The organism is Haloechinothrix aidingensis (assembly GCF_013450155.1).
In the GTDB taxonomy this organism is placed as follows: Bacteria; Actinomycetota; Actinomycetes; order Mycobacteriales; family Pseudonocardiaceae; genus Haloechinothrix; species Haloechinothrix aidingensis.
Genome location: NZ_JACCKD010000004.1, coordinates 493367 through 514436 on the forward strand (window position 1 = coordinate 493367; position 21070 = coordinate 514436).

Annotated in this window: 24 protein-coding genes; 11 read left to right on the top strand and 13 right to left on the bottom strand. The window is 70.0% G+C overall.

Translation table 11 applies throughout. From position 1 onward, the window contains the following. From H0B56_RS13720 to H0B56_RS13735, 4 genes are read right to left on the bottom strand one after another with little or no spacing between them, the layout of a single operon-like run. Entirely contained in the window at positions 1 to 795 is a 795-nt protein-coding gene (locus tag H0B56_RS13720) for an ABC transporter ATP-binding protein (RefSeq protein WP_343063888.1), read from the bottom strand. A 22-nt stretch (positions 796 to 817) separates the two neighbouring features. Beyond that, the gene (locus tag H0B56_RS13725) at positions 818 to 1603 is read right to left on the bottom strand and encodes an ABC transporter permease (protein WP_180893413.1); all 786 of its coding nucleotides are present in this window, start codon (positions 1601 to 1603) and stop codon (positions 818 to 820) included. Further along, a complete protein-coding gene (locus tag H0B56_RS13730; RefSeq protein ID WP_180893414.1) occupies positions 1600 to 2418 on the bottom strand; it encodes an ABC transporter permease in 819 nt (272 codons plus the stop codon). Before H0B56_RS13730 ends, H0B56_RS13725 begins: the two co-directional genes overlap by 4 nt. Positions 2419 to 2422: 4 nt before the next feature. Beyond that, positions 2423 to 3442 carry an ABC transporter substrate-binding protein gene (locus tag H0B56_RS13735; protein WP_180893415.1) on the bottom strand — a complete coding sequence of 340 codons (1020 nt, stop codon included), beginning with the start codon at positions 3440 to 3442 and terminating at the stop codon, positions 2423 to 2425. A gap of 185 nt (positions 3443 to 3627) precedes the next feature. Here H0B56_RS13735 and H0B56_RS13740 point away from each other — a divergent pair, with 185 nt between their 5' ends. From H0B56_RS13740 to H0B56_RS13775, 8 genes are all read left to right on the top strand, one after another. Beyond that, positions 3628 to 4524 carry a LysR substrate-binding domain-containing protein gene (locus H0B56_RS13740; RefSeq protein WP_180893416.1) on the top strand — a complete coding sequence of 299 codons (897 nt, stop codon included), beginning with the start codon at positions 3628 to 3630 and terminating at the stop codon, positions 4522 to 4524. 114 nt (positions 4525 to 4638) lie between these two features. Next, a complete protein-coding gene (locus H0B56_RS13745) occupies positions 4639 to 5475 on the top strand; it encodes an MBL fold metallo-hydrolase (RefSeq protein ID WP_180893417.1) in 837 nt (278 codons plus the stop codon). Further along, on the top strand, positions 5475 to 6917 hold the full coding sequence (locus H0B56_RS13750) for a fumarylacetoacetate hydrolase family protein (RefSeq protein WP_180893418.1): 1443 nt from the start codon (positions 5475 to 5477) through the stop codon (positions 6915 to 6917). The genes H0B56_RS13745 and H0B56_RS13750 overlap by 1 nt, the downstream gene beginning before the upstream one ends. Next, positions 6914 to 7849 (top strand): 4-hydroxy-tetrahydrodipicolinate synthase, encoded by a 936-nt coding sequence (gene dapA / locus H0B56_RS13755; protein ID WP_180893419.1) that lies wholly within the window; start codon positions 6914 to 6916, stop codon positions 7847 to 7849. The genes H0B56_RS13750 and dapA overlap by 4 nt, the downstream gene beginning before the upstream one ends. Next, positions 7842 to 9347: a 5-carboxymethyl-2-hydroxymuconate semialdehyde dehydrogenase gene (gene hpaE, locus H0B56_RS13760; protein WP_180893420.1), complete on the top strand. Its 1506-nt coding sequence runs from the start codon at positions 7842 to 7844 to the stop codon at positions 9345 to 9347. The genes dapA and hpaE overlap by 8 nt, the downstream gene beginning before the upstream one ends. Before the next feature lie 11 nt (positions 9348 to 9358). Next, a complete protein-coding gene (gene hpaD / locus H0B56_RS13765; RefSeq protein WP_180893421.1) occupies positions 9359 to 10405 on the top strand; it encodes a 3,4-dihydroxyphenylacetate 2,3-dioxygenase in 1047 nt (348 codons plus the stop codon). 48 nt (positions 10406 to 10453) lie between these two features. Then, a complete protein-coding gene (locus tag H0B56_RS13770; RefSeq protein ID WP_180893422.1) occupies positions 10454 to 10711 on the top strand; it encodes a hypothetical protein in 258 nt (85 codons plus the stop codon). Next, on the top strand, positions 10711 to 11130 hold the full coding sequence (locus tag H0B56_RS13775) for a TA system VapC family ribonuclease toxin (RefSeq protein WP_180893423.1): 420 nt from the start codon (positions 10711 to 10713) through the stop codon (positions 11128 to 11130). The genes H0B56_RS13770 and H0B56_RS13775 overlap by 1 nt, the downstream gene beginning before the upstream one ends. Before the next feature lie 18 nt (positions 11131 to 11148). Here H0B56_RS13775 and H0B56_RS13780 read toward each other — a convergent pair whose 3' ends face one another. The 4 genes from H0B56_RS13780 to H0B56_RS13795 all read right to left on the bottom strand — a co-directional run bounded on the left by H0B56_RS13780 (position 11149) and on the right by H0B56_RS13795 (position 15807). Continuing rightward, positions 11149 to 12429 (bottom strand): lactate 2-monooxygenase, encoded by a 1281-nt coding sequence (locus H0B56_RS13780; RefSeq protein ID WP_180893424.1) that lies wholly within the window; start codon positions 12427 to 12429, stop codon positions 11149 to 11151. A 139-nt stretch (positions 12430 to 12568) separates the two neighbouring features. Beyond that, entirely contained in the window at positions 12569 to 13795 is a 1227-nt protein-coding gene (locus H0B56_RS13785; RefSeq protein WP_219632706.1) for an ABC transporter permease, read from the bottom strand. Then, the gene (locus H0B56_RS13790; RefSeq protein ID WP_180893425.1) at positions 13792 to 14757 is read right to left on the bottom strand and encodes an ABC transporter ATP-binding protein; all 966 of its coding nucleotides are present in this window, start codon (positions 14755 to 14757) and stop codon (positions 13792 to 13794) included. The genes H0B56_RS13785 and H0B56_RS13790 overlap by 4 nt, the downstream gene beginning before the upstream one ends. Positions 14758 to 14889: 132 nt before the next feature. Continuing rightward, complete coding sequence (locus H0B56_RS13795; protein WP_180893426.1) at positions 14890 to 15807, bottom strand: oxygenase MpaB family protein; 918 nt, start codon at positions 15805 to 15807, stop codon at positions 14890 to 14892. A gap of 98 nt (positions 15808 to 15905) precedes the next feature. Here H0B56_RS13795 and H0B56_RS13800 point away from each other — a divergent pair, with 98 nt between their 5' ends. Beyond that, positions 15906 to 16568 carry a TetR family transcriptional regulator gene (locus H0B56_RS13800; protein WP_180893427.1) on the top strand — a complete coding sequence of 221 codons (663 nt, stop codon included), beginning with the start codon at positions 15906 to 15908 and terminating at the stop codon, positions 16566 to 16568. Positions 16569 to 16811: 243 nt separating this feature from the next. On the opposite strand, the gene H0B56_RS13805 is transcribed toward H0B56_RS13800, so the two are convergent. From H0B56_RS13805 to H0B56_RS13815, 4 genes are read right to left on the bottom strand one after another with little or no spacing between them, the layout of a single operon-like run. Beyond that, the gene (locus tag H0B56_RS13805; RefSeq protein WP_180893428.1) at positions 16812 to 17189 is read right to left on the bottom strand and encodes a PPOX class F420-dependent oxidoreductase; all 378 of its coding nucleotides are present in this window, start codon (positions 17187 to 17189) and stop codon (positions 16812 to 16814) included. A 13-nt stretch (positions 17190 to 17202) separates the two neighbouring features. After that, positions 17203 to 18231, bottom strand: a complete 1029-nt coding sequence (locus H0B56_RS13810) for an MFS transporter (RefSeq protein WP_343063898.1) — start codon at positions 18229 to 18231, stop codon at positions 17203 to 17205. Next, positions 18138 to 18425, bottom strand: a complete 288-nt coding sequence (locus H0B56_RS22910; protein ID WP_246361197.1) for a hypothetical protein — start codon at positions 18423 to 18425, stop codon at positions 18138 to 18140. Before H0B56_RS22910 ends, H0B56_RS13810 begins: the two co-directional genes overlap by 94 nt. Before the next feature lie 30 nt (positions 18426 to 18455). Next, a complete protein-coding gene (locus H0B56_RS13815) occupies positions 18456 to 18881 on the bottom strand; it encodes a DoxX family protein (RefSeq protein WP_180893430.1) in 426 nt (141 codons plus the stop codon). A gap of 116 nt (positions 18882 to 18997) precedes the next feature. On the opposite strand from H0B56_RS13815, the gene H0B56_RS13820 reads away from it, so the two are divergent. Next, positions 18998 to 19498 carry a MarR family winged helix-turn-helix transcriptional regulator gene (locus H0B56_RS13820; RefSeq protein WP_180893431.1) on the top strand — a complete coding sequence of 167 codons (501 nt, stop codon included), beginning with the start codon at positions 18998 to 19000 and terminating at the stop codon, positions 19496 to 19498. Between the two features lie 120 nt (positions 19499 to 19618). Here the strand turns inward: H0B56_RS13820 and H0B56_RS13825 are convergent, their stop codons facing one another. Next, a complete protein-coding gene (locus H0B56_RS13825) occupies positions 19619 to 20041 on the bottom strand; it encodes a hypothetical protein (RefSeq protein WP_246361110.1) in 423 nt (140 codons plus the stop codon). A 238-nt stretch (positions 20042 to 20279) separates the two neighbouring features. On the opposite strand from H0B56_RS13825, the gene H0B56_RS13830 reads away from it, so the two are divergent. Further along, on the top strand, positions 20280 to 21044 hold the full coding sequence (locus H0B56_RS13830; RefSeq protein WP_180893432.1) for a GntR family transcriptional regulator: 765 nt from the start codon (positions 20280 to 20282) through the stop codon (positions 21042 to 21044). Positions 21045 to 21070: the final 26 nt, after the last annotated feature.

Here is a 21070-nt window from a genome sequence, read left to right on the forward strand (position 1 = left end):
TCACCCCTTGCGGATCAGCTCGAACACGCGGCTGCGCAGCTCGGTGAACGCCGGGTCGGCCTTGGTCCGCACCTGGTCGCGCGGGGCAGCCAGGTTCACCGGGATGATCTCGCGAACCCGGCACGGTGAGCTGCCCAGCACCACGACCCGGTCGGCGAGGTAGACCGCCTCGTCGATGTCGTGGGTAACGAAGACGACCGTGACGCCGAACTGGGCGCGTACCCGCTGCGCGAGGTCCTCCAGCTCGAACCGGGTCTGCGCGTCCACCGAGGCGAACGGCTCGTCCATGACGAGCACCTCGGGCTGGTAGGCCAGCGCGCGGGCGATGGCCACCCGCTGCTGCATCCCGCCGGAGAGCTGCCACGGGTAGTGGCGCCGCGAGTCCGCCAGGCTGACGGCCTCGAGCGCCTCGCGTGTCCGCTCGCCGCGCTCGCGTTTGGACACGCCCTTGTTGCGCAGCGGCAGGGTGATGTTCTTCTCCACCGTCAGCCACGGCATCAACGAGCGCGTGTACTCCTGGAAGACCAGCGCCAGCTTCTCCGGCGGCCCGGTGATCGCTTCACCATCCAGGCAGGCCCGGCCGGATGTCGGCGGTAGCAGGCCGGACAGGCACTTCAGCAGCGTCGTCTTGCCCGCACCGGACGGCCCGACGATGCAGACGAACTCGCCGGCGTTCACGTCGAACGTGAGCCCGTCGAGCACCGTCTTGGCATTCGACCCGCTGCCGTACGTCTTGCAGAGGCCCTCGATGGTCAGGCGGCGCTCCGCCTGCTGGGGAACGTTGGGTTCAGTCACGACTTCCGTCATCTTAGTGTTCCTATGCGGTCTTCGCTTGCTCGCGCATGCCGGTGTGCCAGTGCAGGATGCGGCGTTCGGCCAGCGTGAACAGGCGGTTGAACAGGTAGCCGAGCAGGCCGAGCAGCAGCATGCCCGCCCACATGTCGGTGATGGCAAAGGTCTGCTGCGCCAGGATCGTCAAGTACCCGATACCCTCGGTGGAGGCGAGCATCTCGCTGGTGATCATGACCACGAACGCGATCACCAGGCTCACCTGCAGGCCACCCAGGATCTGCGGGGCAGCGGCCGGGAGCGTGACCCGCAGCAGCCGGTCCCGACCCGAGATCCGGTACACGCGGGTGACTTCGGCCAGCACCGGGTCGGCCGCGCGGACCCCGTCCAGCGTGGCGATCAGTGTGGCGAATACCGCGCTGAAGGCGATGATCGTCATCTTCATCCCCGGCCCGAACCCCAGCAGCAGGATCGCGAGCGGCACGAGTGCGACCGGTGGGACGGAACGCAGGAAGTGCACGATGGGTTCGAGGGCACGGCGTGCGATGGGGAGTTGCGCCATGATCACGCCACACGCGATGCCGACCAGCGCCGCGAGCGTGTACCCGACGAGCAGGTTCCGCAAGCTCGGCAGCACGTCGCTGACGAACTGATCGAACAGCCACATCTCCTGGAACCGCACCAGGATCTCGGACAGCGGTGGGTAGAACTGCAGCCCGGCGCTGCCCGACCAGAACCACCACACCACGACGACGAGAACCGGCAACCACAGCTCCACCGCGAGCGAACGCAGGCGCGTGCTCACCGCCTTCATGCCGTCACCTCCCCGCGCACGGACGGATGCCAGTGCAGCATCCACTTCTCGAAGGCGTGCAGCGCGGTGTTGAAGCCGAGGCCGACCCCGCCCATCACCGCAACCAGCGCATACATCTCGCTGTACAGCCCGGCATTCTGGGTGACGAACAGCTCGTGGCCGATCCCCGGCGCGCCTCCGACCAGCTCCGATACCACGGCGATCACGAACGCCGCGGAGCCGGCGATCCGCACGCCGGTCACGATGAACGCGGCCGCACCCGGCAACACGATCTGTACGGCCCGCTGGGCAGTCCCGAAACCGAACGACCGCGCCGTGTCGATCAGCACGGGATCGGCATCGCGTACCCCGGCGACGGTCTGGATCAGGATCGGCCACACGCACCCGTACAACACGAGCACCACACCCATCTCCGCGCTCGGGCCGAGCAGCAGGATGACGAGCGGCATGATCACGATCGGCGGGATCGGCTTGAGGATCTCGATGATCAGCCTCGTGCTCCGGTAGGCGAACTCGACCGAGCCGAGCAGCACCCCGAGCACGACGCCGGCGCCGATCGCCAGGGCGAGCCCCATCAGCGCGGTGGTCAGGGTCTGCCCGAGCGAGGACCAGAAGGCGCCGGTCGCGAGCAGGCCGAGCAGGCTCCGCACGATCTCGACGACCGTGGGAAACGGCGCGTCCGCCAGCGGGCCACGCGCGGCGAGCTCCCACGCCAGCAGGCACGCGACCACCGCCGTCGAACCGACAGCCACACCGCTGCCGGTCCACCGCGTGGCAACCGGCGCCATCCGGTCTCGTGTCACAGTGATCGCCATCGTCCTACTCCACGACCAGATCCTCGAGTTCCGGAACCTCGTCCAGGTAACCGAGCTCCACCATGACGTCAGCGGCCCGCTCGATCTCAGCCGTCGCCACGTCGGTCGGCCAGTACGGCGGCTTGCCCTTTTTCAGGACGTCGACCGGGATCTGCGAGATGTCCGATGCCTGCTGCAGCGCCGTGTCCAGGTTGTCGTTGGCGTACCCGTTGGACTGGTTGATGGCGTTCTTGAAACCCTCCACGGCATCCGGGTTCTGCTCGGCGACCTCGGTCGAGGTCACCCAGAGCCCCACGGCGCCTTCGCGGAACAACCCGATGGCGGGGAAGTCGATGATCTGCGCGCCCTGCTGCTCCACCGCTTGCTCGATGAACGGCGTCACCTGGCCCACGGCGTCGACACGGCCTTCCTTCAGGGCCGAATTCATGTCCTGGAAGCTCAGCGCGATCCACTCGACGGCCGAGGGGTCTCCCCCGTCCTGGGTGACGGAGGAAGCGATCGTCACCTCCATCTGCGCCTTACGCGCAGGCACGGCAACGGTCTTGCCTTCCAGATCGGCGGGCGAGGAGATGTCGCTCCCCTCTCCCACGAGAACCGCCGTGTCATCCGGACTGTCTTCGGGCTCCTGTCCCGCCTCGACCCACGTCTCGTAGGCGTCGTCCCGGTACCCGTCGGCGGCGGCGACGACCTTCAAGTCAATGCCCTCGGACAGCGCGGTGAGCATCGGCGTGGCGGGGGTGTAGGCGAACTGCACCTCGCCGCCCTGCAGCGCGGCCATCGCGCCCGCCGGGTTGGGGACGTTCTGCACGTCGACCTCCACGCCCTCATCGGCGAAAAACCCTTGGTCGATGCCGAGGTGCAGCGCGCCGGTCGAATAGATCGGCAGCGCTCCGACGGTCACCTGCTGGGTTCCATCCTGCGCCTGGTCAACCTCTGTGGCTTCCTCTTCGGTCGGTCCGCAGGCGGACAGCACACCGACGGCACCGGCCACGGCGAGCACCATGAGATGCTTGTGCGTTCGCATCCGTTCTCCTCAGGACTGCTCGGAATCGCGGTGTTGTTACTGAGACCGCAATATTTGTTACCTGATACGAGCAGTAAAGCATGTGCTCGACGTCACCGGAAAGGCTTCAGTCGTGTCGATTGGGACTCGGCTCAGACGAGTTTTCGACAGTTCCGGTAGACAGTGTCTATGGCTAGGGTGGTGTCGTGGAACGTCGCCAGATCGAGTACTTCCTCGCCGTCGTCGAGAACGGCGGGTTCACCGCCGCGGCCAGCGCGCTGCACGTCGCGCAGCCCTCGCTCTCACACGCCATCAAGGTCCTCGAGCGCGATCTGGGCGCCGAGCTGTTCCACCGCCTGCCGCGCGGGGTGCGCCTCACCGCCGCAGGGGAAGCCCTGATCGACTCCGCCCGCCGGACCCTGCGGGACATGGAGACGGCACGCGCGACCGTCCGCGAGGTCACCGGGCTCATGGCAGGCAGGCTCGACCTGGTCAGCCTGCCCACGCTGGCACTGGACCCGCTGGCGGTCGTGATCGGCCGCTTCCGGCGAGCCTACCCGGAGGTACGGATCCGGCTCGCGCAGTCCGAGCTCGGCGACGAGGTCCGCGAGTCCGTGCGCACCGGCGCGGCCGAGCTGGGTCTCGCCGACACCACCACCCGAAGCTTCGAGGAGCTCGAGGCGGTTCCCATCGGTAACCAGGAGCTGATCGCCACGTTGCCGCCGGGGACCCCGGCCCCGCCCGCCGGTGTGCTCACGGTCGACGAGCTACTGGACCGGGAGCTGATCACCGGCTTTCCCGGCACCCTTGTCCGTGATCTGGTCACCCGCGAGGCGCGCCGGCGCGGCAGGGAACCCAACGTGGTGGTCGAGCTCGGGCACCGGGAGTCGGCGTTGCACATGATCGCCGCCGGTGCGGGCTCCGGCGTCCTCCCGCGACCGCTGGCCAAGCTGGCCGAGCTGGAAGGGGCCGTGCTGGTCTCCGTCGACCCTGCCGTTGAGCGCGAGATCCACCTCGTGCGCAGGCCGGGCACGCTCTCACCCGCGGCACAGGCGTTCCAGCGGATGCTGCTTGCCGAGGAGACCTCGCACAACGAGACATAGATCAGTTCTATCGGAAGCACCGAAAACAGATCTTTGTGCTTATCCGTCCGGCAGGGGTGCAATCGAGGCACGTGCCGCGGATGCAGCGGCTCCCAGGCGGATGAGGAGGCTTCCGTGACGACCAAGCTCGTCCTACTCGGCACGGCCGGCGGCCCCACGCCGCACGGTCACCGGTTCTCGCCCGCGCAGGCGATCGTCGTCGACGGCGCGGCCTACGTGTTCGACTGCGGCAACGGGGTCGCCCATCAGCTCGCTCGCGCGGGCATCCCGTTCTCGGCCATCCGCGCCGTGTTCGTCACGCACAACCACTCCGACCACAACGCCGACATCGGCAGCCTGCTCATGCTGGGCTGGTCCGGGTTGCGGTCGCCGGTACGCATCATCGGCCCCCCGCCGATCGAGACCATGGTCAAACAGGTCCTCGAGGGGCATCGCTACGACCTCGACCTGCGGGTGGCCGACGAGGGCAGGCGGCCGCTGCACGAGATGCTGGACATCACCGAGAGCTCCGGCGGCGGCGTGGTCTACACCGACGAGCACGTCACAGTGACCGCCACTCTGGTCGACCACCCCCCTGTGGACCCCGCATTCGGGTTCCGCATCGACACCGCCGACCGGTCCATTGTGATCTCCGGGGACACCGTCCCCTGCGACAACCTCGTCGAGCTCGCCACCGGCGCCGATGTGCTCGTGCACGAGACCATGCACGTCCCAGCCCTCGACGGCCTGCTCTCCCGGCACAACGGCAGCCGGGTACGCGAGCACCTGCTCGCCAGCCACACCCGCTCCGACGAGGTCGGCCCGGTCGCCGAGCGCGCGGGCGTCCCGCTGCTGGTGCTGTCCCACCTCACCCCGGCCGACGGCAGCGTCGACGACGCGGTGTGGCAACGCGAGGCAGAGAAGGGCTTCAGCGGCACCGTCGTCGTCGGGCAGGACCTGCAGGAGCTCTGATGGACCCCGTCACAGCGGAGCTCGGCCTCACCCCGAGCAAGGTCATCGCGGTGCACCTGAACTACACCAGCCGCGCCGCGCAGCGCGGCCGCACACCGGCCCATCCCTCCTACTTCCTGAAGGCACCGTCCTCACTGGCGGGAAGCGGTGACGTCGCGCGCCCCGAGGGCACCGAGCTGCTGGCCTTCGAAGGCGAGATCGCGCTGGTGATCGCGACCCCCGCCCACCGGGTCCCCCCGGAACGGGCCTGGCAGCACGTCGGGTGGGTCACGGCAGCGAACGACCTGGGACTGCACGACCTGCGCCATGCCGATCGGGGATCCAACCTGCGTTCCAAGAGCGGCGACGGGTACACCCCCATCGGTCCGACGTTCCTGCGCGCGGCCGAGCTGGACCCGGAACGCCTGCGCGTGCGCACATGGGTGGACGGTCACCTCCGGCAGAGCGGCAGCACCGAGGAGCTGCTCTTCGGCTTCGCAGAGCTCGTCGCCGACCTGTCCCGGATGTCCACCCTGGAGGCCGGCGACGTGATCCTGACCGGAACCCCGGCTGGAGCCTCGGTCGTCGAGCCGGGCCAGGTTGTCGAGGTCGAGGTGGCTCACGACGGCGCGAGCACCGGCCTGCTGCGCACCACCGTGGCCACCGGCCCCGCCCTACCGCCGGTCGGCGCGCCGCCGCGCGTGGACGAGGCCACCCGCGCCGACGCCTACGGTGAGACAGCAGGGGACGCCGTGCACGGCGAGCTGCTCGACCGGCTGCGGCGCCTCGGCGTGGCGACACTGTCGGCGCAGCTGCGCAAGCGCGGGCTGAACAACGTCCACATCGACGGGGTACACCCGGCACGACCCGGCGGCACCTTCGCCGGCCGCGCCCGCACGCTTCGCTTCCTCCCGCACCGGGAGGACCTCTTCGCCGAGCACGGTACGGGGTTCAACGCGCAGAAGCGCGCGGTGGAGTCGGTCGGTGCGGACGAGGTGCTGGTGATGGAGGCCCGCGGCGAGAGCACCTCCGGCACGATCGGCGACATCCTGGCGCTGCGCGCGCAGGTGCGCGGCGCGGCCGCCGTCGTCACCGACGGCGGGATACGCGATGCCGCCGAGATCGCCGCACTGGACATCCCCGTCCACCACGCGAGCAACCACCCGGCTGTGCTCGGGCGCAGGCACGTGCCGTGGGAGGTCGACACCGCGATCGGCTGCGGCGGCACCACGGTCGTCCCCGGCGACGTGATCGTCGGTGACGACGACGGGGTCCTGGTCATCCCACCGCGGCTGGTCGCCGACGTGGCCGCCGACGCACAGGAGCAGGAGCGGCAGGAGACGTTCATCGCCGAGCAGGTCGCCAAGGGACACCCGATCCGGGGCCTCTACCCGCTCTCCGGCGAGTGGGAGGCCGCCTACCAGGACTGGCTGCACGGACGACCCGAAGGAGGAAACCGGTGAAGTTCCGCCACGACCCGCAGCGGATCCGGGGGTCGATCGCGCCCGTGATCACCCCGTTCACCGAGGCCGGTGAACTCGACGCCGCGGGCCTGCGCACACTGGTGCGCTTCCAGCTCGCGAACGGCACACACGGGATCTCGCTGGGCGGCTCCACGGGCGAGCCCGGTGCGCAGACCGTGACCGAGCGCGCCGAGGCCGTCCGCGTGGCCGCCGGCGTCATCGACGACCGGGTGCCGTTCGTCCCGGGCACCGGGTCGGCCAAACTGGACGAGACTTTGGAGCTGACGGGGATCGCGCGCGATGCGGGCGCCGACGCCGCGCTGATCATCACCCCGTACTACGCCCGCCCCACCCAGGAAGCGCTGTACTCCTGGTACGCGACCGTGGCCCGCGAGTTCCCGGACCTGCCGCTCGTCATCTACAACGTGCCGTCCCGCACCGCCGTGGACATCGCCCCGGAGACCGTGGCCCGGCTGTTCACCGACTTCGACAACATCGTCGGGATCAAGGAGACCACGAAGGACTTCGAGCACTTCTCCCGCGTGATGCACGCCTGCGGGCCACAGCTGCTGGTGTGGTCCGGGATCGAGCTGTTGTGCCTGCCGCTGCTGTCACTGGGCGGCGTCGGCTTCGTCAGTGCCGTGGCCAACCTCGCGCCACAGGCGGTGGCGCGGATGTACGACGCACACACCGCGGGGGACGCCACCACCGCGCGGGAGCTGCACTACCGGCTGCACCCGCTGGTGGACGTGGTGTTCACCGAGACCAACCCGGCCGCGGTGAAGTGGCTGCTCGCCCGGCACGGGTTGATCGCCTCCGCGCACGTACGCCCCCCGCTGATCCCGCTGACCGGGTCCGGGCAGTCCCGGGTCACCGAACTGCTGAGCGACTCCCGGGACCTGCTGTCCCCTCTGGAGGATTTCGATGGCTGAACCGCACCGCCCTGCCGAGCTGCCGGATCGTTTCGACCACATCATCGCCGGGGAGGGTGTGCCGAGCAGCTCCGGCGAGACGTTCGACGTGCTCGACCCGGTGTCCAACAAGCCCTACGCGGTCGCCGCGGCCGGGGACGCCGCCGATATCGACCGGGCCGTGGCCGCCGCTCGCGAGGCGTTCACCGACGGCCCCTGGCCGACCATGACCGCGCGGGCCCGCGCGACCGTGCTCTACCGCATCGCCGAGGGCATCGAGGCGCGCGAGCTGCGGCTGGCCGAGCTGGAGAGCTTCGACACCGGGCTGCCGATCACCCAGGCGCGCGGGCAGGCACGGCGCGCGGCGGAGAACTTCCGGTTCTTCGCCGACGTGATCGTCGCGATGCACGAGGACGCCTACCGCGTGCCGGGCGCTCAGCTGAACTACGTGGTCCGCAAGCCGGTGGGCGTGGCCGGGTTGATCACCCCGTGGAACACCCCCTTCATGCTGGAGAGCTGGAAGCTGGCCCCGGCGCTGGCGGCGGGATGCCCGGTGGTGCTCAAACCGGCCGAGTTCACCCCGGCCTCCGCGAGCCTGTGGGCGGCGATCATGGCCGAGGCCGGTGTGCCTGCCGGGGTGTTCAACCTGGTCAACGGGTTCGGCGAGCAGGCAGGGCAAGCGCTGGTGGACCACCCGGACGTGCCGCTGATCTCGTTCACCGGCGAGAGCGCCACCGGCAGGGAGATCATGCGCCGGGCATCGGCCCACCTCAAGGGACTGTCCATGGAGCTGGGCGGCAAGTCCCCCGCTCTCGTGTTCGCCGACGCCGACCTGGACGCGGCGCTGGACTCCACGCTGTTCGGGGTGTTCTCGCTCAACGGCGAGCGCTGCACGGCGGGCTCGCGGATCCTCGTGGAGCGCTCCGTCTACGAGGAGTTCTGCGCCCGCTACGCCGAGCGGGCCCGCAACATCGTGGTCGGTCCGCCGCACGAGGACGCCACCGAGGTAGGAGCGCTGGTGCACGCCGAGCACTACGAGCGCGTGCTGGGCTACATCGATGCGGGCAAGGGCGAGGCGACGCTGCTCGCCGGTGGCGGCAGGCCCGACCACCTGCCCGAGGGCAACTACCTCGCCCCCACCGTGTTCGCCGACGTGCCGCCGGACGCGCGGATCTTCCGGGAGGAGATCTTCGGGCCCGTCGTGGCCATCACCCCGTTCGACAGCGAGGACGAGGCCGTAGCGCTGGCCAACGCCGTGGACTACGGGCTCGCCGCGTACGTGTGGACGACCGACCTGCGGCGTGGTCACCGCGTGGGCGCGTCGATCGATGCCGGGATGGTCTGGCTGAACTCGCACAACATCCGCGACCTGCGCACCCCCTTCGGCGGTGTCAAGGCCAGCGGCCTCGGCAAGGAAGGCGGTGAGCGAAGCATCGACTTCTACACCAACGAGCACATCATCCACGTCGCCCTCGGCGAGGTGCACACCCCTCGCTTCGGCGCCGGGACGTCGAGATGAGGCAGACGACCATGACGACACCACCCGACATCATCCGTGCCGCCTACGCCGAGCTGATCGTCACCGACCTGGCTGCCGCCCGCTGGTTCTACGTCGACGTGCTCGGGCTCGTGGTCACCGCGGAGGAACCCGAGGCGCTCTACCTGCGCGCGTTCGAGGAGTACACCCACCACAGCCTGGTGCTGCGCGCGGGACCGACCCCGGCTCTGGCCCGGCTCGCCTACCGGGTGCGCGGCCCCGAGCAGCTCACGGTCGCCGAGCGGTACTTCGCCGGGATCGGCGTCGAGACCCGCAGGGTGGCCGCGGGCACCACCCGCGGTATCGGGGAGGCCGTGCGCGTCCACGACCCGCTCGGCTTTCCCGTCGAGTTCTTCTACGAGACCACCCACACCGAGCGTTTCACCCAGCACTACCACCGCCAGCCCGGTAACGCGATCAGCAGGCTGGACCATTTCAACGTGATGGTGCCCGACGTGCGAGCCGCCTACGACTACTACACCGGCCTTGGCTTCGGGGTCTCGGAGACCATCGAGGACAGCGACTCGCTGTACGCCACGTGGCTGTTCCGCAAGCCGACCGTGCACGACATCGCCATCACCGGCGGCGACGGTCCCCGGCTGCACCACATCGCGTTCGCCAGCCACGAGCGTCACCAGATCCTGCACACCTGCGACGTGCTCGGTGCGCTGCGGGCCGAGCACCACATCGAGCGCGGCCCGGGCAGGCACGGCGTGTCCAACGCCTTCTACCTGTACCTGCGCGATCCGGACGGGCATCGTATCGAGATCTACACCAGCGACTACTACACCGGCGATCCCGACAACCCCACCGTCCGCTGGGACGTCACCGACAACCGGCGGCGCTCCTTCTGGGGCCACGAGGTGGTGCCCTCCTGGTACAACGAAGCCTCCGAGGTGCTGAACCTCGACGGCGGTCCGGTGCCGATCAGTTCCCCTCCGGTGCACGAGGCGAGCGCGGCCACCATCGGCGCCGACGGCTTCGGCGTGGCAGGCACCGGCGAGAACCGGCAGGGCTTCAAGCTCGGCCACCAGGCGTAGGGCGGGCTGGATCTGCCCCACGGTTGGCTGCGGTGCTAATATGCTTTTATGCGCACCACGGTCGATCTGTCACCGGAGTTGCTACGCGCGGCCAAAGCTGAGGCGGCCGCTCGCGGTGAGACCCTCAAGGAGTTTCTGGCCCGCGCCGTTACCCATGAGCTCGGGAATCCAGCCGTTCCAGCCTATCGACCACGCGTACAGCTCCCGCTCGTACGCAGTTCGAAACCGGGTTCGGTAGACCTCACCAACGAAGGCATCGAGGCCATCTTCGCGGCCGAAGACGCCGAGAAGCACGGAAGCGCCTGATGCTGCTCGACGTCGGTGTGTGGCTCGCTGCCACGTGGGACGGCCACGCCCATCATCGTCGTGCGGCGAGCTGGTTCGATGAACAGGCATCAGATCTTGTGCTGTGCCGGATCACCCAGATGGGACTCCTCCGGCTGCTGTCCAATCCCGCGGTCATGGGCGGCGACGTATTGACTCGTGCCAATGCCTGGAGCATCGTGGACCAACTCCGAGCCGACGAACGGGTCCGGTACGCCGGTGAACCGAACGAGCTCGAGCAAGCCTGGCGTGCGATCTCCGCTCGCGACGATGACAGCCACAAACTGTGGACAGACGACTACCTGGCAGCGTTCGCGCAAGCTGCGAGGCTGGCCATGGCCACGCTCGACAGCGGCTTCGCCCGCCGGTACCGGTCCGTCACTGTGCACACGCTGCTCTGATCGGCAGCGCGTGCCAGCTCAGTTCGTCAGGCGTTCCGGGGTGATGGCACCGATCGAGCGGCAACCGGTCAGGCCCATGGTGATGTCCAGCTCGGCGAGCAGGTGTTCGGTCACCTCGCGCACGCCGGCCTGCCCGGCGACGGCCAGACCGTAGGCGTAGGGCCTGCCGAGGAGTACCGCGCTCGCGCCGAGGGCAAGGGCCTTGAACACGTCGGCTCCGGTGCGGATGCCGCTGTCGAACAGCACAGGGACCTGCCCTGCCACCCTGTCCACGATCCCGGGAAGCGCGTCCAGCGACCCGACGGCCCCGTCGACCTGCCGTCCCCCGTGGTTGGACACCACGATCCCATCCACACCGGCGTCGAGCGCGCGTGCGGCGTCCTCGGGATGCTGCAGGCCCTTGAGCACGATCGGCAGCGAGGTGTGCTGCCGGAGGAACGGGAGGTCCTCCCAGGTCAACGCCGAGTTGGAGAACACGTCGAGAAAGGTCTCCACGGCTGTCCTCGGCAACGGCGAGCGCAGGTTGTCCCGGAAACGACCCGGGTAGCGGCGTGTCATGGAGACAACGGACCTCAGCGCGGTCGGCGTCGGCCGCGGCGTGTCACCATCCTGCCGCCCCAGTTCCGCCCGCCTGCGGACCAGGTCGGTGAAGGCGGGGTCGCTTGTGTACTGCGCGATGCCCTGCCCGCGCGCGAACGGCAGGAACGCGCGGTCGAGGTCGCGGGTACGCCAGCCGAGGATGTGGGTGTCGAGCGTGACCACGATCGCGCCTGCTCCGGAGCGCTCCGCGCGGTCGAGCATGCTCGCCACCACGTCCTTGTCCTTGCTCCAGTAGAGCTGGAACCACCGGTCCGTCTCGCCGAGCTCGGCGCAGATGTCCTCCATCGGGTGGGAGGCCTGTGTCGAGATGGTCATCGGGATGCCGAGCTCCCGCGCGGCCCGCGCGACGGCGAGGTCGGCGTCGCGGTGCATCAGCTCCAGCACGCCGATCGGCGCGAACAGCAACGGGGAGGAGTGCCGCCTGCCGAACAGCTCGACCGAGATGTCGCGCTCGGCCACGTCGGTCAGCATGTTCGGCACGATCCGCCGCCTGTCGAACGCGGCCCGGTTGGCAGCCGCGGTGGTCTCCAGCCCGGCCGAGCCGGCCGTGTATCCCCACGCGTCCCGGCTCATCGCCCTGCGAGCGGCCGCTTCGAGCCGGTCGGGGTGCACAGGGACCGGCGGGCGCTTGCCGAACACCCCGTCGCGGTAGATCCGCCCCTGGATCGCACGGCCCACGGTCTCGATCGGCTCGGTCATGACTGCTCCCTCGGTGCTCGCCCGGTCGTGCAGGCACGCCAGCATAATGCCGTGTCGGGCACTACGGCACACCGTGTTCGTCGACTCGGCATGGTGTGTTGGGCCCTCCGGCGCCACCCGGTGGGAGCCCAGGCAGGAGTCAGGCGATCCGCACGCCGCGTGGCAGCGAGCGGACGGGCGTGCGGAGCCGCCGGATGGTCAGCGCGATCGCGCCGGCCGCGAGCAGCACGTCGAACGCGAGACCGTACGGCCACACCGGATCCGGCCGCGGCGGCTCCGGCTGCTCCGGCCCTGACGGGACGATGCCGGGCACGGCCTGCGGATCTTCGGAGGCGCGGGCATCGCGCACCGCGGTGGCGATCTCGCCGAGCGGGTCGAGCGGGTTGCTCAGCCGCTCACCGGTGCGCGGGTCGAACCTCGGTTCCGCGGCGGGGGCAGCGTCGGCAAGGATCACGAACGGGTTGGGCGCGAGCAGCCACCACACCCTCTCCGGGCGGACCTGGCTTCGCTCGTAGGTACGCGTTTCCCAGCGATCCGGCTCGCCCTGCCCTGGCGGATGCGGCGGCGGAGCATGGCGGTCCGCCGGGCCGCCGGGTGCCTCACCGGGCGGCGGGTCGTCCCATACAGGTACCCGTTCGGTCACCTGCTCGGTGGTCGTCGTGAGGGGCAGCGCCAGTGCGAACACCACGACGGTGCCCACCGTGGCCGCGAAGACCGTCAGGTACGACAGCACCGCCGAGGTCGTGGTCCTCGCCAGCAGTGCCGACAGGCACTGCGCGACCGCGCACATCACGCCGAGCAGCAACGCGACGACGAGCAGCGTCACCACGACCCGTGCGATCCCGACGCCACCCTCGACCATCACCCACACCACCAGCGGCAGCGTGGTCGCGAGGAACACCAGCGCGGTCAGCCAGGCCGCAAGCAGCTTGCCGAGCGCGATCTCCGCGGGTGTGAGCAGCGTGACCTGCAGCGTCGCGAGAACGCCGCGTTCGCGGTCGCCGTTGACGGACTGGGCGGTCAGGGCGGGCACGACGAGCAGGGCGAGGCCGAGCACGAACAACATGAGCCCACCCAGCATCGGTGTCCCGAGCGGCGCGGGCGGCGGGACGTCCGCGGCACCCGGCCCGGGCACGGGACCGGTGACCGGGGTCGGGCGGGTTTCGGCCAGCGCCCAGCGAAGCAGCGCGGTGAACGCCAGCAGCACGGCGAACCAGGCGCCGAGCAGCCACCGCCACCGCCCGGTGCGTACCCGGAGACGGAACTCGTGGCCCGCGACGGTGACGACGCCGCGCCACGATGCCCGGCGGATACGCGGTCGCCGGGCACCGCCCGGCCCTGCCGCCTCCCGCGTCGCGGTACTCATCGCCGTCCCTCCGTCATTTCCAGGTAAGCGGCCTCGAGCGTGCCCGCCGCCGGTGCGCACTCCACGACCCGCACCCCGTCGCGCACGAGCGCCGCCACCAGGTCGGCCGCCTCCTCGTCGCCGGCGAGCATGACGTCCACGCCTGCCGGTCCCGGCTGCCCGGTGACCGTCACACCCAACCCGTCCAGTCTCGACAGCAGCGACTCCTGGTCCAGCGAACGCAGCCGCCACGGCCTGCGCTGCGTCGGGCGGAGTTCGGTGAGGTCGTGCTCGTCCACCGTCCGCCCGCCGTCCACGAACACCGCGCGGTCGGCGATCTCCTCCAGCTCGGCCAGCACGTGGCTGGACACCAGCAGCGCGCGCCCGTCGGCGGCGAGGTCGCGGAGGATGCCGCGCAACTCGATCCGGCTGCGCGGGTCGAGCCCGGCGGCCGGTTCGTCGAGCAGCAGCACGCCCGGATCGTGCACCAGCGCCCGCGCGAGACCGAGGCGTTGCTTCTGGCCACGCGAGAGCACGTGGACCGGCCGGTCGGCGAGGTCCTCGAGATGCACCAGCGCGAGCAGCTCGCGGGCCCGCGCGGCGTGCCGGTCACGCGGCAGCCGGTACGCCGCGGCGACGAACTGCAGCACCTCGCGAGGGGTGAGGGTGTCGTAGGTGCCGAACGCGTCCGGCATCCATCCGATCCGCGAGCGGACCTCGCGCGGTTCGCGCACCGGGTCGTGACCGGCCACGCGGATCTCGCCCGCGTCCGGCACGAGCAGCGTCGCCAGCACAAGCAGCAGCGTCGTCTTGCCGGAGCCGTTGGGCCCGACCAGCGCCGTCACCTGCCCCGCAGGCGCGGTCAGGCCCATGTCGTCCACGGCGACGACGTTGCCGAACGTGCGTCGCACGTGCGCCGCGCTGATGCCCTCCCCTGCCGCCGGCGATGCCTCCGGGGCCGCGGGCACCGCGGTCTCGCCCATGGTCGTCGATCCCCCAATCAACTCGTCCCGCCCACGCTTCCGGCGCTCGCGCGTGATCATCGCACGGGGCCAGCGTACCCGCGGCCGGGACGGTTCGGACGTGCCTCGGGGCGTCCACCGCCCTGGGTTCCGTCACCTGGGCCGGCGCGCGAGCACGGCGTGCAGCCGGCGTCGTGCGCGCTCGGCACGGCGTGCCTCGTACGCGATGGGCAGGTAGCGCAGCCGCTCCGGAAGTAAAGGCAGGAGGTAGGCGATGGCGCGGCCGAAGCGGCGCAAGCGCCGCTCGTCGGCGGCCGTCCACGCGATACCGAGCTTCTCGCGCGCCTTCCCGGGAAGCGTGCCGATGGTCACGAAGTATTGCAGCCTCCCGGGGAGGTCCATCAACACCCGCCACAGTGGCCGCAGCAGCCCCGGCATGCCTGGTGGCGGCGGGACGTGACGGACGGTGCGCAGGTACTCCCACGCCGTCCGATGGGCGACCAGCACTTGATCGATGATCTCGTCGAACGTGACGCGGTACTCCTCGTACGTGGCCGGGATCTCCTTCTCCGGGACGTGGAGGTTGCGCATCACCTGGACGAGCTCGCCGTACAGCGCTTCGCACTCGGCACCGGTGGGGCTACGCCGCGCGAAGTACTCCCCGGCGATCAGGAAGGAGTACGGTGCGGTCAGCATTACCCACGCCCACGGACCCGACGCCAGCGCGTGGTGCGTCACGCCGTGCTCGTCGACGGACTTGAGGGGCGCGTGCATCGCGCGGAGCCGGTCCCCCTCGGCCAGTGCCTCCTCGCCCCCGTAGATCCATGTCATGACCGAGGCGACGCTGCGCGCCGCCCGACCGACGGCGTCGGTACGAAAAACCGAGCGCTCCCCGACGACGGCGCCGATCGAGGGGTGCATGACCTGGAGCAAGAACGCAGATCCCGTGGTCAGCGGGAAGGTGACCAACCCGGCGTCGTCCCACAGGATCCCGCCCGGCTCCATGGGACGACGCCGCTCGTCACCGCTCTTGACCGGCTCGGCGTCGCGCCGGCTCGCCGTCCGAACCATGCTCCACCTCTCCTAATCTGGAGTCACTCAACACCACATATATTTGGTGTCAGCTTCCACCAGATAACGCTCCCCGTCAAGCGTGAGACGATGCGCGCGTGACTACGCGCACGTACGGAGGGAAGACGGCCCACGAGCGGCGATCCGAACGCCGCGCCGCGCTGCTCGACGCCGCCCTGGACGTACTGGCCGAGCACGGCGCGACGGGCGTGACAATGCGCGCGGTCTGCCACAGGGCACGGCTCAATGACCGGTACTTCTACGAGCACTTCCGGGACCGCGACGCTCTCCTGAAGGCGGTACTCGACGACGTCACCGCCGCCGGTATCCAGCACGTTCTCGGCGCCGTAGCCCGCGCGGAAACCGATATCCCCACGGTCATGCGCGCCGCCATCGCGGCGGGCCTTGAGTTCGTCACCGAGGATCGGCGACGCGGCACGCTACTTGTCGAGTCCCAAGCCACCGACGCGCTCCGCGCCGGGCGGAACGAGGTCATCAGGTCACTTGCCCGCACCATGACCACCCAGAGCCGCGCACTGCTCGGGGAGCGAGCACCCTCGGAGTCGGACGCCGAGCTGGCCGCGCTCACCCTGGCCAGCGGCGTACTCGAGGTGGTGGCGATGTGGCTACGTGACCGGCTCGACACCTCGCGCGAGCAGCTCACCGACGTGCTGGCGGGGATGCTGGTCACCAGCGTCGATCTCCCTCGCGCCATCGGCCGCTCGGCGGACGGCGCTTCCCGCGCTGACCCGACCGCGTAAGCACGGCCCGGTGTTCGAACGCCACGATCAGCCGCGTGGAGAACGGCGCGACCGACCACCACCACCAGCTACAGCGGCAGTGAAGGCTCCTGCATCGACGTCGCGCCGCTGTCCTCCGGCATGGCCGTACCCGGCATCGAGAACCGCACCGGCGGCACCCTCGGCCGCGCCGCCTGGCACCCCGTCCGCGGGGCGGTCAAGCGGCGCGGCCGAGGGCTCCCCGGTCCCCGGCGCGGCGAACGCTCAGGCGTCGACGTGTTCCATACTCCAGCTGACGACCCTTGCGGGCGTGATCCGGATCATCGGCGCCGGTCCGCCCCCGCCGTAGGGGGTGGCCGCGGGCAGCGCCTCGGCACGGCCACGGACCTGGACCGCTCGCGGCCTCCAGGGCGGCAGCACATCGTCGACCACGAAGCACACCAGCGGGTTGCCCTGTACATTGCGGAACTTGCGGGTGCGGGCGAAGTCGTGTCCGCCGATGTCGATGGTGTCCAGATCCGCGTTGTAGGTCCATCCCAGCGGCACGTTGTGCGGCTGGCCGTGCTCGTCGACGGTGGCGAGGTGGCCCAGCTTGCCTCCCTCGGCGAGGAAAGCCCGCTCGGCGTCGGAGAAGGCGCTCATCGCGATGCTCCTTTCAGGCGGTCTCGTGCGGGTGCTGTTCGGTCGGGGCCGGGGATGCTGCCTCCACCGGCCAGCTGGGGGCCGGAACGGCGGCGGCGAACACGGCAGCGAGGGCGGCGAGCCCGAGGACGGCCCCGGCGCCGAGGTGGAATCCGGCGATCCCGCCGCCTGCTATGTGCCAGGTCAGCGCGGCCACCGCCGGGCCGAGCGCGAACCCGAGCGTACGGCCCATCTGGGTGACCGCACCGACGGTGGCCGCCATCCCGTCCGGCGTGGCCGACAGGATCGCGCTGCTGTTGGGGCCGGTGAACAGCCCGGCACCGATTCCCACCACGGCCAGCGGCCACGCCACCGCGGCGACCCCGGCCTGCGCGTCGACGGTCTGCAAGCCCAGCGCGCCGAGTGCCGCGACCAGCGCCCCGGCGGCCGCCACCCTGCGAGGGCTGATGTGGTCGGCCAGCCATCCCGCCAGCGGCGAGCACAGAGCCATCGCCAGCGGCAGCGTGGCGAGCGCGGTCCCGGCCAGCATCGAGTCGCTGCCGACCACCGTGACGAGCAGGTACGGGGTAAGGAAGAACAGCCCACCGCTGGTCGCGGTCGCCAACGGCAGGGCAACCAGCGAGGGCCACAGTGCGGGACGGCTCAGGGCATCGAGCACCGGGCGGGAGTCGGCGCGGCGTGCCCACCACCATCCGGCGATCACGGCGAGCGCGAGCGCCGCGCCGATGCCGAACCAGTCGACATCCGCCGTCGCCACGGTCTCCGCCCGGTCGAGCGCGACGAAGGCGGCCACAAGCACGGTTCCGAGACCCACTGCGTCGGCGAGCCGGCCGCGGCTGGGCAACCGGAGCCGACCGCCTCCGGGGACGGTGCGGTGCGCCAGCCACGCGACGGCGAGCGCGACCGGCAGGTGCACCAGGAACGTGGCCCGCCACCCCCAGGCTTCGATCAGCGCGCCGCCCACGGCGGGGCCCGCCACCGTGCCGATCGGGCCGAGTGTGGCGAACAGGCCGAAGGCCCTGCCGCGGTGCCGCGGGTCCACGAGGGTGGAGACGGCAGCAGGTAGCTGAGCTGGACCCACTGGGTGCTACCGGCTGGCACGCCGAACTCGTCGCCGATGGCCGGCAGCGCGATCGCCGCGATGGTCATATCCAGGCCGGCCATAAAGATGATCAACGCGAGGGCCACGACGGCTGCCCAGCGGGTGCGTTCGGGTGTGTTGTGCGATGCGGACATGTCAGGTGGCCCCTTCCGTCGACTGCCGCGTCACGTCGACCCCTGACCCGCGCGACCAGCTCGGCGGGCGGTGCGCCCGCGGCGTGCCAGGGCCACGATCGCCGCGAGCGCGAGCAACGGCAGCGCGGCGGCCACCCCCTCGCCGAGCACGACGAGGTGCACGAGGACGGCGCCGGCCATCAAGCCGACGAACGCCAGCCCGGCCAGGCCGGCCAGCAGCGAAACCAGCAGTGCGACAGCCCCGGCGAGCTCCAGCACGGCGATCAGGTAGCGGAACCAGTCACCGAAGCCGATCGCGTCGAACGTCTCGACCACGGCAGGATCGCCCGCGAACTTCGCGCTCGCGGCCAGCGCGAAGCCGGCAGCGGTGATGATCTGCACGGCCCACAGGACGATGGTGCTGGCGCGGCCGCGACCCGCACCTGCCTGCGCCGCTACGCGGATGCCCTCGGTCATACTCTCCAACCCTTCAAGTTCATTGCTGACGGGATGTTTGTGGCAGCAACAATCTATGGACAGTTATTCCCCTAGTCAATGTTCCCCCAGGCAACGAAGGCTGCTATGCTGCGGTCATGGCCAGTGACCTGTTCGACGATCCGCGACTGACCGCGATGGGGCTCCTCGTCGAGGCGTATGAGGGGATCAGCGCCCGGATCTCGGAGGTCCACGCTGCCCACGGCCTGTCCGGCAACGAGTTCGACGTGCTGATCCGGCTGGCGCGCTCACCCGGACGGCAGCTACGGATGGCCGACCTCGCTGCCCAGACCGCACTGTCCACCAGTGGCATCACCCGGGTCATCGACCGGATGGAACGCGCCGGATTGGTCGAGCGCGCCGCCTGCCCGGGAGACCGGCGCGGCTCCCTTGCCGTGCTCACCCGGTCCGGCGAGGACCGGCTGGCCGCCGACGTGCCGCCGCTGTTGGACGCAATCGACACGTGGTTCACCGGCCGGCTGTCCGCCGAGGAGCTCGACGCGTTCCTCACCGGACTGCGCAAGCTCCGCGAGGTGGTCCGACCCCGCGCCACCGCGGGCGCGGACGCACCGGATGCGAGCCCCGCCGACCCGGCATGACGCGCACCGCCCACGCCGTGTCAGTCCTGCTGGCACGCCGTGTCGGGCCTCCGGGCACACTGTGTCGGGCTTGCCAGCACGCCGTGTCGGGTTGGCCGGCACACTGATGTCACGAACACGTCAGCCGGCATCATCGTCGACATCGCACATGGCCGCTTCCGGGTTGACCCACACCACCCGCGCACCGATGCGACTCCCGCGACGGAATCGCCGCAGGGCATCCTCTGGCTCCCGCAGGCTCATCCGGACGTCACCGTCCACTCCAATCACCTCGACGCGATCATCGAACGCGATCCCCCATCCGGCGATCCGGGCATCCACCCTGTCGCCGAACTCCTGTACCACCGCGAACAACCGTGGCGCATCGTCCGCCACCATCCCCTCCAGCAGCTCAGCGAACCGCGCCTCGCTACACAGCGGCGGCAACCCCGACGGATCCGGAATCAACCGATCCAGCAGACACCCCTCGGACGAGCCCTTCTCTGGCGATCCCCCAGCGGAGCCGTCGATGTCCGTGACGTGCTCAGTCGATACATAGGTCATGCGATCCTCCTCAGTCGCACTGGCGCCTGGGCGTGATTTCCGAGGCCCAGCACCCGACAGGCCCGCGAAGTTCACCGCGACACTCCTCGGACACCGACCAGTCATTCTACGATAGACATAGTATACTAGGTATAGTATGAGTCAAGCCAGGTCCATCGCTGTATGCCGGTAGCGGTGTCCGTTACCGTGATCACCAAGCACACTGGGTATGCCAGGCCTGCGATGGAGGAACCGCACTATGGCCACACGATGGAGCGGCACACCCGCGTACCTCCAGATCGCAGCCGACTATCGAGGGAAGATCCTCGACGGTTCGTTGGCACCCGGTGCGAAGCTGCCCTCCGAAAGCCGGCTGATGTCCGACTACGGGGTCTCGCGCATGGTCGTGAAGATGGCGCTGAACGTACTCCGCAACGAAGGGCTGATCCTCGGGCACCAGGGCAAGGGGAGTTTCGTCAAGGAATCACGACGGGTCGTACGGGACAGCACGGGCCGGTACTCGCGCCACAAACCGCACAGCGCGTCGCCGTTCATCAACGACGCTGCGCAATCCAGCCAGCGCGGCGAGTGGGAGTACGCCAGCAAGAAAGTACCGGCTACCGAGGATCTCGCCGTGCGCCTCGGCACCGAACCGGACGCGGAACTCATGCAGACGGACTACCGGTACTTCGCCGACGGTGCCGTCGTTCAGATAGCGCGATCCTGGGAGCCGCTGGCGATCACGGGTGGAACGTCGATCGAACTCCCGGAGGAGTCCCCGGCTGCCGGTGTCATCGCCCGCATGGATCTCATCGACCAGCGTGTTGATGAGGTGGTCGAGCGCGTGCATGCTCGCGCCGCACGTCCCGATGAGATCGAACGCCTCGAGCTTCCCGCCCAGAGCGTCTACGTGCTCGTCATCGAGCGCACCCACTACGTCGGCGATCAGCCGGTGGAGACGTGCGACATCACCTTCCCCGGCGATCGCTACGAGTTGACGTACCGCATTCCCGTCGAGAGCTAGCCGAGTGCGGGACGATTCGAGACTCC